Consider the following 16,570-nt stretch of genomic DNA (forward strand, 5'->3'; position numbering starts at 1 on the left):
TGCTGGGCGACAACATTAACATTTACCGTTAACCAAAAGATTAAACAGCTTCTGTATTACGGACCCGCACTGCTCTTTCAGATCGGCAAATAAGATTTATATTTGATGCATATCTCATCCATGATAAAGCTTTTCAGCAGATACCGAACCGCTTTTTTCTTCATTGTACTTCTTTGGGTCCTTTATTGCCAGCCGGTGCATGCCCAGGAAAAGCTTCGCTTCAATCATATCACTGCAGAAGAAGGATTATCCAACCGGTCTGTATTAGCGGTTTCACAGGATGCCATGGGTTTTATGTGGGCGGGCACCATGGACGGGTTAAACCGTTATGATGGTAAAACGATCCGGATCTACCGTTCATTCTACGAGTCTAACCCCATGAGCCCCAGTATCAAGATCACTTCTTTGGTTTCGGGGAACGGCTATCTGTGGATCGGCACCAATAACGGGCTTTACGCGCATCTCCCAGGCACCGACTCTTTTTACCGGGTGCCCACTGCTGCTGCGATGGAACCAACCGGCAATACGATTAAGGCCATTTTTGCGTCCGACTCCGGCAGCATGCTGATTGCAGCGCCCGGTGGACTGAGCCTGATAAAAACCGGGCCGCGTTTTATCGCAATACCGGTGAAAGCCGCCTCCGGTACCGACGATACCCTTTTAAAAAACATTCAGTATATCAGCAGTGATTCATCCGGAAATATTTTGTTGGGAACAGCAGCGGGCCTGTACGCTTGTTCCAAAGCAGCCCTTCATCAAAACCAGGCGATCCGGCTGCAATGCATCCGTAGCCATATCAATGTAAGCGCCATTGCCTGCGACCGCAACCATCAGCTATGGGTGGGCACTCAAAATGCGGGCGTGTATCTTTTTACAGCAGAAAAGAAACTGGCCCACCATTATACCGCTCAAAACGGCCCGCAGGGATCGGTGGTGAGTAACACGATCCGCAAGATCCTTTGCAGCGCAGACGGCCGGGTATGGATCGGCACGCTGAAGGGATTGAATATTTACAACCCCACAAATCAAACCCTGCATACCTGCACCAATGATCCGGATGACCCGCAGAGCCTGAACTTCAATTCCATTCACGACATTTTCCAGGATCAGCAGGGAAATGTCTGGATCGGCACTTTTTTCGGGGGCCTTAATATGACCACCCGGTATCAAACACCGTTTACCAGCTATCAGAACAATCGCAATGCAAACAGCATCAGCAGCAATATCATCAGCTCTATTCTTGGTGATGCTTCCGGCAACCTGTGGATCGGGACAGAAGCCGAAGGCATCAATTATTTTAACCGGACAGCCCACCGCTTTACCCATCTGAAAAATGACGGCACGCCTTTTTCAATCAGCTCCAACCTGATCAAAGCTATGCTGCTGGATGAAAAAAACAGGATCTGGGTAGGCTTTTTCAACGGAGAACTCAATGTGATCGATTCATTGCACCGGACCATTGAACGGATCCGCCAAACCAATATACACGCGCCGCCGGATGCCGACGATATCATTACCCTGGCGCAGGACGGCCACGGGAACATATGGATCGGGAACGAAGAAGCCGGCGTAAATATTTACGACCCGGTCACCCGCAGTTTTCACACATTTGATGAAGCGTATCCCGGGAAAAAACTTAGCAGCAACGCCATTACCCACCTGTACCGGGATTCTAAAAACAATATGTGGATCGGTACCAAAAAAGGGTTGAACGTGTTATACGCGGTATCCGGCCAACTGGTTCAGTACACCAGGGAAAACACAAACCCCCGATTACTATCTGATTATATTTACTGCATTACGGAGGATCAGAACCAGGTGATCTGGTTTGGCAGCTATTCCGGCCTCTCCTTCCTGAACCCGGCTACGGCGCAACCGCAAACCTTTACCACGCAGAACGGATTATCCGGCAGCAAGGTTGTAGGCATTGTTGCAGACGATCAGAATCATTTATGGATCAGTACCAATAACGGTATATCCAGACTGGATGCTGCCCGGAAACAATTTACTGTCTACAACACACAGGACGGGCTGCCCGGCCAGGCTTTTAATTACAATTCCCGTTACCGGGATCAGAACGGGAGCATTTTTTTTGGCGGATACAATGGATTGGTGTCCTTTGATCCCCGGCAGATTGAGGCCAATCCTGTTCCCCCGCCCGTAGAGCTGGTTGAGATGACCGTTAACGGAGCCGGCTTTAAAATCCCTTCACCATCGCGCCAGGCGCCCGCCCTTATTACCCTATCGCATGATGAGAACAACCTGGTATTCCATTACGCCGTGCTGAATTTTATCAAGCCTGAAAAAAACCGCTCTGCCTATAAGCTGGAAGGTTTTGATCAGCAATGGAATTACACAGGGGCACATACAGCGGCCTATTCCAACCTTCCCCCCGGGAATTATACCTTACTGATCAAAGCTGCCAATAACGACGGGGTATGGAATCTTGCCCGGCCAATGGCACGCTTTACCATCAGGCCGCCGTTGTGGAAAACCTGGTGGGCATATACCCTCTATGCACTTGCGTTTCTGCTGGCAACAGGTGCCGTTTTCTGGTTCCTTCAGTCCAGGGCTTCTTTAAAACGGAAACTGGAATATGAACACGCGCTCAATGTAAAACAGCGGGAGCTGCAGCAGATGAAAACCGATTTCTTTACTCATGTTTCCCATGAGATCCGGACGCCGCTCACCATGATCATGGGGCCCGCAGAAATGCTCCTGGACAATGCCCTCGACCGGAACTCGGAGAAAAAGTTACTGGCATCGATCAAATCCAATGCCGACCGGATGTTAAAACTATCCAATGATCTCCTGGATTTTATGAAAGCAGATTCGGGCTATACGCAATTACATCCGGTAAAGAACGACCTGGTTGCCTTTTGCAGGGATGTGTTTGAAAAGTTTTCGGTGGCGGCCGCCGAAAAGAACATCCGCTACCGGTTCGATGCTGCGGCACCGGCGATCGACCTTTATTTTGATCCGCATTATATGGAGATCGTTTTTTATAACCTGCTATCCAATGCGCTCAAATTTACTCCGCCGGGAGGAAGGGTTTCCATGCAGCTGATAATGCTGGAAAATGGAGACGCCGAAATCAGCATCTGTGATAATGGGGCAGGCATCCCTCCGGAAAGCAGTGAAAAGATCTTTACCCAGTTCTTCCAGGTAGATGCTGCCGGTGATAAAAAAACAGGTACAGGCATCGGACTGGCACTTTCAAAGATCCTGGTAACCCTGCATGGCGGCAATATCCGGTTTACCAGTACCCTCAGTGAAACCCACGGCGAGAACAAAACCTGCTTTTTTGTATCTTTGAAAGGAGGCCAAGATCATTTTTTACAACCCGGAGACAATTGAATACGAATATCCTGATTATAGAAGACAATGCTGAAGTGAGGGATTTTATCCGCATTTGCCTGCAAACGGATCATTCGGTTTCAGAAGCGCCCAATGGTAAGGCCGGATGGGATTGTGCCGTTAACGACCTTCCGGATCTGATCATTACCGATGTGATGATGCCCGAAATGAATGGGAACGAATTTTGTCAGCGCCTTAAAAACGATGTGCGCACCAGCCATATTCCGGTGATCATGCTTACAGCCAAAACAAGTGTTGATCAGCAGCTGGAAGGATTGGAAAGCGGGGCCGATGTATACCTGACCAAACCCTTCAGCGTAAAAGTACTCCAATCCTATGTAAAGAACCTGCTCCGCCTGAAGGAATCCCAGCGGCAACATTTCAGTCAGAAAATATTCCTGGAACCAACACAAACCGAGATCGGAACGGTTGACAAAAAGTTTATGGAGCGGTTGATGGAAGTCATCGAAGCCAACCTGAACAATCCCGAGTTCCATGTATCTGCGCTTGCCCGGGAGGTGGGTATGAGTACGGCCGTGTTGTATAAGAAATTCAATGCGCTTACCCAGATGCCCATCGGGGAGTTTATCAAATCATTGCGGCTGAAAAAAGCTGCCCTGCTGCTGCGCAACGACAAACTGAACATCGCCGAAGTAGCCTGGGAAGTAGGATTCAATGACCGTAAATACTTTAGCAAAGAGTTTAAAAAATTCTTCGGGCAAACACCTTCAGAATATATCGCCGGGTAGCACGTTTCCCCGCCCTTTATAAGGCTTTGTAATATTTTATATAATCCACTTTCATAACCGTATTGGTATGTTCCCTGCTTTCATAGCCACCCGGAACGATTGGTCCCGCCCAGGAGCCGGCTGCCGCATTCCTTACTTCTGAGCTTAATATGATAAACTCACTCCGTTGAGCTATATTGGCGGTATAGGTCCAGGTGAGCTGGCCATCTACATAAAATTTATAGAACTCCGGTGACCATTCAAGGGTATAAACATGATAGCTGCCGCTATTAGCGCCCAGATCGGCTGTTTTTATGCCTGCCGTTTTATGATCAGCCGCATAACCATCCCAATGAAGACTCTGATATACCCTGCCATCTTTTGGAAGGGTTTCCACGATATCGATCTCCATTCCTGCCTGTTGCGGATTTCCAACCGGGTTTCCCATTACAGGGCTTTGCACTCAAAAGGCAGACCAGGATCCGGATTGATTTACAAAGGCTGCCTTTATTTCAAATTTTCCATACAGGAATTCTCTTTTCGTAGCAATCATACCTGTATGATGCGTTACAATACCACCGATCGTGTCTGAATATACGTTTATTAAAAGGTTACCGTTGCTTACAGATACGGTTGTGCTGTCGTTAAACCCATCATGCCGCACACCCGGATACCGGTGGTACCAATTGCCGGCATCCAGCTTAGGACCGGAAAAATCGTCTGACCATTCAAGCCGATAGCCATCCTGCTTCGCAACAGGCGTTAAGGAGCTCAGACCCTTTTTTTTTTGCAGGCGATGAGCAACAGGACACTGAGCAAAAACCAATAATATCCTGGTTCCCTTTTCATATACCGGAATTTCTAATACAATTTTACCGGTTTTATTTTAACGCCACGTCAATAACATCCCCGTTCTGCGACCTCAGGCCGGCCGATACCTGAATCATAATCACCCCATTGCTGACGGTATATGGAACCGGCGTGTTTTTACCCAAAATGGTAACTGCTTTTACGGAACCTGTTGTTTTAAAGGTAACGGTTGCCGGCGTTAGCGGCAACACCGGTGCCTTTAATTTACCCGGAACCGGCGGCATTACAAACAGGTACCGGTGACGGCCGCGGGCAGTGGCCGGTACCGAAGCCTGTTCCGCTTCATCCAGCGGTTGTGCTCCGGTTACTGCGGCATGATTTTGTTGCATCCACCCGGCGATCTCCCGCAGGCGGCTGATCATTTCGCCGGAGAAGACGCCGTCTTTTGTAGGTCCGAAGTTCAATAAAAAATTAGCGTTGTTTGAGCGGCAAACAGCCAGCTGGTTCAATACATAGGCGGTCGATTTTAACGGAGCTCTCGTGTATCCCCAGCCCGGCTCTGCAATGGTGGCGCATAATTCGGCCCATCCGGGTTGCCGCACAGCGGGCAGCGATTTATCTCCCTCCAGCGTTTTATAATCGCCATACCCAAAAAACCGCGGGCTTACCACAATGCCCGGCTGCAATTGATGAATCCGCTCCATGGAAATGCAATGTTTCCAGGCTTCATTCCCTTTCGGTATATCGGCCGAGCCATCAAACCAGATCATATCGATCTTGCCGTAATTCGTCAGCAGCTCTTCTACTTGTCCTTTAATATAAGCAGCCACCGCTTCATAATGTTGCTGCTTTTCGGCAGCTGTTGCAACAGCCGTTCTTATTTTCAGATCTGCATCCACCGATGGTACGCGCTGATAATCCCTTCCCACCCCATAATACAAAAAACTCTGGAATGCGCGGTTAAAATGCCAATCAGGGCCGGAGTAGTACAACCCGATCTTCAGCCCATACTTCCTGCAGGCAGTTACAAATTCTTTTACAAAATCCCTGCCTCCCAGGTAATTCCGGGTATTAAAGTCACCGTATTTACTGGGCCACAGGGCAAATCCATCATGATGGCGGGTTGTCAGCACCACGTATTGCATGCCGGCATCCCGGGCCAGCTTCACCCACTCATCGGGGTTACAGGATCCCGGGTTAAAATCCTTTGCCTGCTCCCAGTACTGGTTGGGGGTAACACAGGTGCCGTTGAGTTTGCAGCGATGCCCCGCAAAAAAATCACCGGCAGCAATAAACCGGTCTACCGAATCCTGCGATGGTTTGTTGGAACTCCAGCCGATCTGTGTGCCCGCCATCATCGGCCAGGACAGATCCAGCTCTTTTACAGAAGAAATGCCCCAGTGAATAAACATTCCAAAGCCGGCCTGCGGATACCATTGTGCATCCGGGTGCGCTGTGCGCTTATAAGATGTTTTCAGATCCTCCGTAATACCGATTTGTGCATGCTCCATTTTTACTTTTTCATCTTCCTGTTGCTCCTTTTGCTGCGCCGATAGCGTTGCGCTGTACCAGAGCATTGACAGGACAGATAATAAGATCCGTTTCTTCATATTGACGATTGCTTGTTAAGAGGTTTCAATAATTGTGTCGGTTGACGCAGGCCGCGCAAGGCTTTTCTTAAACAGATGCCTGTCAGATGCAGCGCACTTCCTTTTTATCACCTTGCAAAGCCTTCCGGTCATTGCACCTGAACGGTTATCGTTTTCACTGTGCTCTTCTGCCCGTCTGCATTGGCATTGCCTGCCAGGAATACCGCTTCATAATTACCGGCATTGGCATAGGTGTATCCAAATGCAGGTACCGTGTTGGCCATCGTTTTTACAATGACACCTGCATCCGGTGTCACTTTCTTCAGGTCTACCGGTCCGGTAATGGCCCAGGCTTCAAGGGCATCGGTAGCTGCGGCGGCGGTTGTAGCTCCGGCTATTACAAGATTTGTGGCACTTAGCGTCCACCGGAACGTACCCGCAACTGTTTTTGCGGCCCATCCCGGCACATTGCCCGTATTCCCATAATTGGTAACCGTAGCAAATGTAGGCAGGGTGTCGATGGTATAAGCCGTACCATCGTTCAGTAGATTCCGGAGCGAGAACCCGGTAATGGTCCATCTGTTTTGAATGCTGCCCGCTGCTGCCGTGTATTTAAAGGCAATATATACCGGCTTCCCGGCCGATGCAATGTCTGACAGATCCACAGTACCGGAGGCAACGGCGGTACCATTAACAGCCCACACAGCCCGGCTGCTGATATCCGTCCAGCTGGCCGATGTTATGGCCGATGGGTCGGATGTGTTGGTAACATTCCCTCCAAAATCCGAAGAGATCATCAATGCCAGCGAATTGGGTTGTACACCGCCGTTTAATGCCGTGCTGAACTTCAGCTGCGGAATGCCTGCAGCAGCAGTGCGGTCTTTAAATGCATACCGCTTGCCCACTTCACCGGAAAAAAAAGTAATGTTATCAGGATTGCCGTTAAACCGGAAAGTGGCCGGGCTGCCAGCCGTATAGGAAGGGCTGTCTGTATGCACATCAAAGTCCAGCGCACGCAGATCCATTTTTTTGCTGCAGGACGCCAACACCGCCATACCCAACGCAACCGTTATTATATTAATTCGCATAAATTTTTAGTTTATCAATATGAAATAAAATATCAGCCGGTCAATGCCGCCGTTACCATCCCGGGTTTTGCACCATCTTTTTATTCAGCGCCATTTCGCCGGATGGTATGGGGTAAAGCAGGTTTCGATCGGTTACATTTTTTCCGCCCAGCGCCCCATAGGCCACCCCACCGCCATTCGATGCCATATCGGCGCTCATCGCTTTCATCGCCGGCACAAATTTTCCCCAGCGTACAAGGTCCTGTCTTCTCAGTGCTTCAAAACAGAGTTCACGGGAACGTTCATCTTCAATAAAAAGCTGGAACTGATCTTTAGACAATCCGCCAGGTACATCCGCTACCGGATCCGGTGTTGACAAGGCCACTCCATACGCCCGTCTCCGTACCCAGTTTATGGCTTCATAAGCCGCTGCCGTTGGACCGTTCACCTGATTCTCCGCTTCTGCCAGCATCAGCAACACATCCGAATAACGCAGCAGCGGGAAATTGGTAGGTCCGTAATTTTTATTCTTGGGCCGCAGATTTTCATAGGACCTTCTCCATTTCGCAGCGTCCCGGCTGTACATATTAGATGCATTGGTTACAATGGGCACCCGTGCACCGGTAGTGCCGTTATAGCTGTATGGTTGCAGGGTCCAGTCTCTCCGCTGATCGCCATTACCATATAATTTAAATAATCTTCCCGTGCCCTTTATAAATCCATAGCAGTACCCGCTATCGTTTTGAAAAGTGGCGCTGGTCATCGTAATACCCAGGGTATTGCCCACCCTTCCCGATTCGTTATACCCGTCTCCGTTAAATCCTTTAAAATCCACCTCCCACATACTTTCCTTTACATCGTAAATATCCTGCGAGTGATTGATAAAGATCTGGCTATAGGCGCTGGTTGCTACGGTATTATTAAAGGCGGTGCTCAATGCATGTTCCCCGGATTCCTTTACTTTTTTTGCCCAGCTGAGTGCCTCTGCATATTTCGACTGATCATTTAACGGGAATCCTGCCATATGCAAACACACCCGCGCCAGTATGCCCTCCGCCACGGTTTTAGAGATACGGCTGGGATAGCCTAATGTAGACGATAAGGGCAATACCGCCTCGGCCTCCTTCATATCATTCAGGATCTGGCCGTATACCTCGCCTGCCGGCGTACGGGCCATATCCAGGTTATTGGGCGAGGTAACCGGTTGCAATACCAGCGGCACACCGCCAAAACGGGTTACCAGCAAAAAGTAATAATAGGCCCGTAAAAATTTGGTTTCGCCCAGGATCACGGCACGTTTGTCCTCATTCATGGAAGGAATGTTGATATTGGCGATCAGCTGATTTGCCCGTTCAATGCCGATATAACAATCCTGCCAAAGGTTACGGATGCGGTCGTTTGTGAAATCAAAATTATATACCGTAATTCCGGTTGCAGTAGCCGACCGCGCATAATAAGAATCGTCCGTACAGGCATCCCATTCCGAAAACAGGTAGTCTCCATAAAGATTACCCGACCCCAGTTTATCATAAACGCCGGCCAGCGCATTGATCAGCTTTGCTTCTGTGCTGTAATATTCTTCACCGGTCAGCGCATCGGTGGGTTTGGTGTTCAAAAATTTCTTACAGCCACCCAACCCGGCTGCCAACACCACTAAGAATGATATATAGATAACTTTCATACAATCCAGTTTTTAAAATATTAGAATGTGATCCTTGCCCCGAAGGTGATGGTACGCGAACGGGGATAGGTAGAAAAATCAAACCCGGGTGTTAGGGCCGAATTATAGGCGCTCACTTCCGGATCCATTCCGGTATACCTGGTCCAGGTAATCAGGTTCTGTGCCGCAGCATATACGCGCAGTCCTTTTATCCGGATGCGGTTCAATACGGTTTTATTGAAATTATATCCCAGTGCCACCGTTTTTAGCCGCAGATAAGAAGCGTCTTCCACCAGGTAGGAAGAATAGCCTCCGCCAAAATAGCCTTTTGTCCGGTACAACTTTGAATCGGTATTATCATCACTCCACCGGTCGGCATAAGATGCAAACTGGTTAAAAGATAAAGCATTCCGGCCCTCAAACATGAGTTTGTTGGCATTGATCACATCATTTCCATAGGACCACTGGAAGAACACATTCAAATCAAAATTCTTATAGGTGATATTGTTGGAAAACCCACCGTAGTGAATGGGCAATCCCCTGCCGATCACCGTATAATCGCTGGCATCCACTTTCAGGTCTCCGTTAATATCGCGGTATTTGATATCTCCCGGCTGGATCTTATCTCTTGTATTTCCGTTGGTGGTTATATTGTCTTTCAGCACATACCCGCCGGATGCCGTGCGGTCAAAATCATCATAATTATATACGCCGTCCCAGATATATCCGTACATCTGTCCCAGCGGGCCTCCCAGGCGGGCGATATAGGCGGAGGTAGACGACCAGCCGTTATCCCAGGCGATGGCTTTTTGCAATGACTCCTGGTTTTCCGAAAGTCCCAGTACTTTATTGCGGTTAAAGGAGATATTGAAATTACTGGTCCAGGAAAAATCCTTCTTTCGCATATTCACGGTTTCCAGGGTAATTTCCAGTCCTTCATTCTGTACACTGCCGATGTTTTTATAGGCAGAATTAAAACCGGAAGAATTGGGCAAGCTGGCGTCCAGCAGAAGATCGGTTGTTTTCTTCCGGTATACATCCACCGTTAACAACACCCGTTGTTTAAATAATCCCAGGTCGAGCCCCAGGTCCGTTTGCCCCGTGGTTTCCCATCTCAGGTCGCTGTTGCCTAAAGCCGTGGGTACAATTCCACTCACAAAACTGTTATTAAATACATACCCGCTTCCGATCGGCAATCCAAACGTGGTTAAATAGGAGAAATCACCTACACGGTTGTTACCGGTAACCCCATAGCCCACCCGGATCTTGCCGTCTGATAAAACCTCGTTATCCTTTAGGAACTTCTCTTCTGAAAAACGCCAGGAAAAAGCACCCGAGGGGAAATAACTCCAGTGGTTTTCTTCGGAAAATTTAGAAGAGCCGTCTGACCGGAACGATGCCGTAAGCAGGTATCTGGAACGGTAACTGTAATTGACCCTTCCCAGGAATGAGGCCATGCTCCAGAGCGAGCTGCGAGCGGTAATGGGTTGAAAAGTACCTTCATCCAATCCGCTGATCCCTAAGCTTTCATTAGGCAGGTTGGTAGCACGCATACCATATATGGACGTTTTACCACCCTGTGCTGTAAAGCCGCCCACGGCATTTATGGAGTGATCGCCTTTCACTTTACTCCAGGTAAGAATGTTTTCATTCACCCAGGAATTTGTTTGTGCAAATGTCAGCGACCCGTTTACACCATCCAGTGTACCGGAATGTCCGTATTGTGTTTTGGAATTATTGAATTGTTCCTGACGCAGCAGGTTATCGTTCAGGCCTCCGCTCACCCGCAGCTTCAAACCCGGAAGCAGGGTGTATTCTGCGTAGGCGTTTGCGCTCAGGTTCTTGGTATTGTTCTTTCGCACGAGGTTGTTTAAGTTGATCACCGGGTTCACCCGGTAATCATTGGTGGGGTCGATACTGGGGTCCGAAAACAGGTCTTCCAGGCTTCCGTCTACATTCGGTGATACCGGCCGCATGCCCCATACCGAAGCAAAGATGGTGCTGGTGGAAGAAGAAGGTGTTTGGCTGGGACTTACGCCCGATTGCATCAGGTAACTATAGTTGGTATTGATGCCCACCCTGAGTTTGCGGCCAACCGTCTGGTCCAGGATCACCCGACCCTGGTAGCGTTTATAGCCGGAATTGATCAGTACCCCGCCCTGGTCCAGCAAGGACCCTGAAACGGCATATTTTGTTTGTTTACTTCCGCCGTTGAGTGATACATTATAATTGGTCATGGGTGCCCGTTGCATTACCAGGTCCTGCCAGTTGGTACCTGTTATGCTCTTATAACTATCCAGGGTTTTACCATCGCTTAAGTAAACCTGTTTGGGAGTGAGTACCGTTCCGCTGGAAACCGATGTGGTATCCAGTTCCAGCTGATACTTTACAAACTCATACGGACTCATCATGTTCATCCTTTTTGTGGGATCCTGGTACCCGTAGGAAACGTCCAGCTGAAGTACCGGCGGTCCTTCCTTTCCTTTTTTGGTGGTGATCATGATTACCCCGTTGGCACCCCGCGCACCGTAAATGGCGGTTGCCGATGCATCCTTCAATACTTCGATAGACTCAATATCACTGGGATTGATCACGTTGTTATTCGGGTTTTCGATGGGAAAGCCATCCACTACATAAAGCGGGGAATTTTCCTGCGTAATGGAGTTATTCCCCCGCACTACAATGCTGATCCCCGATCCGGGCTGACCATCATTTGATGAAACCTGTACGCCGGCTGCACGGCCGGCCAGGGCCTCGTCAAATGAGCGCACGGGTGCTTTATTCATATCACTCACATTGACACTTCCCACGGAGCCGGTCAGATCTTTTTTCCGCACGGTTCCATAACCCACCACTACCACTTCGTCCAGCCCGGGCGCATCAGCCGCCTGAAGCCGCACATTTAAAACAGCCGCGGATCCAGGCGAAAGCTCCTGTGTGGTATACCCTACAAAAGAAAAGAGGAGCACCGATTCAGCAGTGGGAAGCCCGATCGCATACCGGCCGTCTGCATCGGTTGTGGTTCCACCCTGGGAATTTTTAATTTTTACCGATACGCCCGACAGCGGCAGTCCATCAGCCCCTGTAACCGTACCGCTAACCTTCACCTGCTGTGCGCTCAGAGAGGTTACTCCCATAAGCAGCATCCATGCCAGCAAACAACGCATCATAAGCAACGATTTTTTAATTGATAGTATAATAATAGTCTTCTAAACGATCTGCAATCATTATGAGCCACCCAAGGAGGCCAGTCATTTCTACGCAAACCTAGGTTTCCCCTTTTATTTGCAAGGGGTGCAAATATCTCAAAATGGGGGTGTTTTTTTATCGGAAAGCGCCGCTGAAGCATTGAAGCATTAAACGCAACACACGCAAAGTGCCGCAAGATCGCTATGAGAAATGGTTGGCATATAAAAGTAGCGATGATTGGATTACCGCAGATGCGCTGATTGCGGTTCTGATTTACCGCGAAGATCGCCAGGCATCCGCAACGATCGCAATGAAAGCCGTTGTGGGAGATATCCCTTGCGTGACCCTCGCGTCCATTGCGGTAAAATGAAATCATGAAGAAGCGGTTTAACCGCGAAGGATACGCAATGGCGTACATCAATTTAATACTGCTCCCCGCGTTCCCCCTTGCATTCCTTAATGTGTATCCATCCGCTGTGCAACAATGCATGTTGCTTCTTCCGTCTTTCTGTGCTTCAATGGCCACCGGCAAAAGAAAATATATTTCTACCCCCTTTTCGATAAGATATCCCCCCTGTTCTCCAAAATCATTCCGCAATTTGCAGCATCCGTTGCTTGCAATTGTTTGCTGACGTAATTTTTAATCATCGAATACAGAACTATGTTTATCAAAAAATGTGGAAGTATTACACTGCTATTACTCTTTAACCTGTGTGCATTATGTGGTGCTGCTCAAAAGAAACCGGGAAAGAATGATTTTGATTTTGTTTTTAAACTGGCCGAACGCCAGTATACCGATATGCTGGCCATCGCAAAAGACCTGCATCAATACCCGAGGACCAGCAACCCGGACGGAAGTGTGCATTATGACACCGTTGATGACTGGACCGGCGGTTTCTGGCCCGGCTGTTTATGGAATGTTTACCAGGCTACCGGCAAAGCCCCCTGGAAGAAAGCCGCTATTGAGTGGACCGAAAGTCTCGAAAACAATCAATACAACACCCGGCATCATGATATCGGTTTTATGATGTACAGCAGTTATGGAAACGCATTAAAGTCTGCACCTGACCCCTCCTATAAAAAGATCCTGGTTCAGTCGGCGCGCTCACTGGTTACCCGTTACAGTCCGGTGGTAAAGTCGATCAAATCCTGGAACTACCGCAAATCATGGGATGGCAAAACCGAATGGTTCTTCCCCGTGATCATCGACAATATGATGAACCTGGAATTACTGTTCTATGCCGGCAAAGTAACCGGTGATCCCGTGTTTAAAAAAGTGGCCATCAACCATGCCGAAACAACCATGAAATACCATGTACGTAAGGATTACAGCTCCTATCATGTGGTGGATTATGATACTCTTACGGGGAAAATGCTGCACCAGCAAACCTGCCAGGGCTTTGCCGACAACTCTACCTGGGCCCGTGGCCAGGCCTGGGGAATTTATGGATTTACGCTGATGTACCGCGAAACAAAAGATAAAAGATACCTCAATACCGCAAAAAAGATGGCCGATTTCTTTATGGATCATCCGAACCTGCCTGAAGACAAAATTCCCTACTGGGACTTTAATGTGGGACAACCCGGCTATAAAGCCGACTGGAAGTATAATCCGGCAGTCTTTACCTATACACCCAGGGATGTTTCCGCTGCGGCAATTACCGCTTCGGCCTTACTGGAAATGCAGGGATACCTGGGGCAAGCCGGCACCCGGTACAAGAACTTTGCCATAGCGATCCTGAAGTCATTAAGCAGTCCGGCCTACCTGGCAGCCCCCGGCACGAATAGTCATTTCCTCCTGAAACATTCCGTAGGCAGCATTCCGCATGGCAATGAAATTGATGTGCCACTGGTTTATGCCGACTATTATTTTCTGGAGGCATTGCTGCGGTTTAAAAACATGAATTAATTTATTAGTATTTTGTGTGCGCAACCGTACCCCGGGATTACACCGGAGCTACTCCTGCGCCGGCCGCGGTTGCAGGCAATTGCATAAAATCTGCACAAAAAATGAGCAAACAAATAACCGTTCTGTTGCTGCTGCTGCTTGCCAGGTGTATACCGGTTGTAGCCCAGAACGAAATGTCGACCATCCTGGCGCGGATCAGCAAGGAAGTATTTGACGAAACCTCCGACGCACAGGTAACCAAAGGTATACTGGCCTATAAAGCCAATATGAACAACGATGGAAGCTGGCCGGACATCCGGTATGACGACCGTTCGGCCACCCTGTGGCTGCCAACCGCACATCTCGACCGTATCCGGCTGTTTGCAGCGGGGTATTGCAATCCGCGCAGCATTTATGCGGGCGATGAAACCCTGTTCCGCGCTATCAGTAACGGGCTTCAATACTGGTGCCGTATCCGTCCGAAAAGTAATAACTGGTGGCATAACGACATCAATACACCGCAACACCTGGGGCAGATCCTTGCCATGCTCCAGTTCGGAAAAAAACAGCTGCCGCCGGCCTTACAGGATTCAGTATTAAAAGTAATGGAATCCGCCCGGCCTCCTTCGGCGTTTACCGGTGCCAATAAACTGGATATCGCCATTCACTATATCTGCCGCGCAGCTGTACTACAGGATGCACAACTGATGCAGACAGCCGTGGATGAGGCCTTTCAGCCCATCTCCTTTACCACAAAGGAAGGATTGCAAAACGACTACTCCTATCTCCAGCATAAAGAACAGCTGCAGATCTCGAGCTATGGACTGGTTTTCCTGATTGGCTCTTACCGGGTTGCGGCCTGGCTTGCGGGAACACATTATGCTATCCCCCGGGAAAAACACACCTTGCTGGATCACTACTTTTTTAACAGCTTTGCCAGAACACTACGGGGTGGCGGTATCGACTACAATGTAGAAGGACGGGGCATCTCCCGGCCCAATGCACTGGATAAAACAAAAATTGTAGACAATAATGATGTAGCCGGACTGTTTAGCCATATCCTGGCTGTAAGTCCGGAGCAGGCTACAGCGCTTGCGGCCATCAAAGCACGCCTGTTGCAACAGGAACCGCCGTCCTACCAGGTCACACCCGGCCACACGTATTTCTGGCGGGGCGACTATACCCTGCATCTGCGGCCAGGTTATTCATTCAACGTACGCACGGTTTCCCGCCGCACCATCCGCACGGAAAGCGGTAACGGGGAAAACATGCTGGGCACGGTACTCCCCGACGGATCTGTAAACCTTGTACGGCGCGGCAACGAATACCTCAATATTATGCCGGCCTGGGAATGGGACAAGATCCCCGGTGTAACGGCCCGCGATTATGATACTGCTGTTGTGATGAAAACGGATTGGGGTGTTTACGGCAGCACGGATTTTACCGGGGGTGTAACAGACAGTTTATACGGCGTAACGGCCTACACGCTTAATTATGATAGTGTAACCGCAAAAAAATCCTGGTTCTTTTTCGATAATGAAGTGGTTTGCCTGGGCGCCGAGATCCACAGCAATGCCCCGGAACCCATCACTACAACTATCAACCAGGCCTGGGCTAATGGGCCTGTGATCATCAATGAAAACGGCCGTTCCCGTACATTGGATCCATCACGCACCGTTGTGCACCCGCGCTGGGTATGGCATGACAGTATTGCCTATTTCTTCCCAGAACCTTCAGCGATCACGATTTCAAACAAGGAACAATCCGGAGACTGGTCACGGATCAATTATTCCCGGAAGGGCACGGTGAACGGGAAGGTTTTTAAACTTTGGTTCGATCATAACAGCAAACCGCAGGATGCTTCCTATTCTTATATAGTGGTTCCGGGTATCGGTGCTAACAATACAGGATCGTATAACCCGGCAGCGGTACGGATTCTTTCCAATACTGCAGACCTGCAGGCCGTAGCACAGCAGCAATTGGGAATACTACAGGCTGTTTTTTATAAACCCGGCAGCGTTACACTCAACGACATAACGGTAACGGTTGCCCAGCCCTGTATCGTACAGGTACGGAATATGCCTTCCGGAAAGGCGGTACTCCATGTAGCGGATCCTACACAACAATTACAGGCCATTCCGTTATCGTTTACCTCCTCAAAAATTAAAAAAGATTTTTCGGTTCCCTTACCCAAGGGACCCTATGCCGGTCAGTCAGTATCGTTACTCGTGGAATAAGCAAGCGCATACCGCAATTGCGCGTTGCGCTTTTGACATTGGAAC

General features: G+C 49.1%; 10 protein-coding genes. 4 read left to right on the plus strand and 6 right to left on the minus strand.

The annotated features are described in order from the left end of the window. The first annotated feature begins 120 nt into the window (after window positions 1-120). Both LQ567_RS21660 and LQ567_RS21665 read left to right on the plus strand, forming a co-directional pair. Window positions 121-3,357 carry a ligand-binding sensor domain-containing protein gene (locus LQ567_RS21660; RefSeq protein ID WP_231007891.1) on the plus strand — a complete coding sequence of 1,079 codons (3,237 nt, stop codon included), beginning with the start codon at window positions 121-123 and terminating at the stop codon, window positions 3,355-3,357. Next, window positions 3,354-4,106 carry a response regulator transcription factor gene (locus LQ567_RS21665; protein WP_231007892.1) on the plus strand — a complete coding sequence of 251 codons (753 nt, stop codon included), beginning with the start codon at window positions 3,354-3,356 and terminating at the stop codon, window positions 4,104-4,106. The genes LQ567_RS21660 and LQ567_RS21665 overlap by 4 nt, the downstream gene beginning before the upstream one ends. 16 nt (window positions 4,107-4,122) lie before the next feature. Here LQ567_RS21665 and LQ567_RS21670 read toward each other — a convergent pair whose 3' ends face one another. The 6 genes from LQ567_RS21670 to LQ567_RS21690 all read right to left on the minus strand — a co-directional run bounded on the left by LQ567_RS21670 (window position 4,123) and on the right by LQ567_RS21690 (window position 12,381). Beyond that, the gene (locus LQ567_RS21670; protein ID WP_394800429.1) at window positions 4,123-4,533 is read right to left on the minus strand and encodes a glycoside hydrolase family 16 protein; all 411 of its coding nucleotides are present in this window, start codon (window positions 4,531-4,533) and stop codon (window positions 4,123-4,125) included. Between the two features lie 15 nt (window positions 4,534-4,548). Further along, window positions 4,549-4,911 (minus strand): glycoside hydrolase family 16 protein, encoded by a 363-nt coding sequence (locus tag LQ567_RS26335; RefSeq protein WP_394800430.1) that lies wholly within the window; start codon window positions 4,909-4,911, stop codon window positions 4,549-4,551. Between the two features lie 55 nt (window positions 4,912-4,966). Next, window positions 4,967-6,505: an alpha-L-fucosidase gene (locus tag LQ567_RS21675; protein WP_231007893.1), complete on the minus strand. Its 1,539-nt coding sequence runs from the start codon at window positions 6,503-6,505 to the stop codon at window positions 4,967-4,969. A gap of 128 nt (window positions 6,506-6,633) precedes the next feature. Beyond that, window positions 6,634-7,572: a DUF5017 domain-containing protein gene (locus LQ567_RS21680; protein ID WP_231007894.1), complete on the minus strand. Its 939-nt coding sequence runs from the start codon at window positions 7,570-7,572 to the stop codon at window positions 6,634-6,636. Window positions 7,573-7,624: 52 nt separating this feature from the next. Continuing rightward, a complete protein-coding gene (locus LQ567_RS21685; RefSeq protein WP_231007895.1) occupies window positions 7,625-9,232 on the minus strand; it encodes a RagB/SusD family nutrient uptake outer membrane protein in 1,608 nt (535 codons plus the stop codon). A gap of 20 nt (window positions 9,233-9,252) precedes the next feature. Next, entirely contained in the window at window positions 9,253-12,381 is a 3,129-nt protein-coding gene (locus tag LQ567_RS21690; RefSeq protein ID WP_231007896.1) for a SusC/RagA family TonB-linked outer membrane protein, read from the minus strand. Window positions 12,382-13,061: 680 nt separating this feature from the next. On the opposite strand from LQ567_RS21690, the gene LQ567_RS21695 reads away from it, so the two are divergent. Further along, a complete protein-coding gene (locus LQ567_RS21695) occupies window positions 13,062-14,309 on the plus strand; it encodes a glycoside hydrolase family 88 protein (protein ID WP_231007897.1) in 1,248 nt (415 codons plus the stop codon). A gap of 101 nt (window positions 14,310-14,410) precedes the next feature. Continuing rightward, a complete protein-coding gene (locus LQ567_RS21700) occupies window positions 14,411-16,525 on the plus strand; it encodes a polysaccharide lyase 8 family protein (RefSeq protein WP_231007899.1) in 2,115 nt (704 codons plus the stop codon). Window positions 16,526-16,570: the final 45 nt, after the last annotated feature.

This window comes from Niabella pedocola (assembly GCF_021044425.1).
Taxonomy (GTDB): Bacteria; Bacteroidota; Bacteroidia; order Chitinophagales; family Chitinophagaceae; genus Niabella; species Niabella pedocola.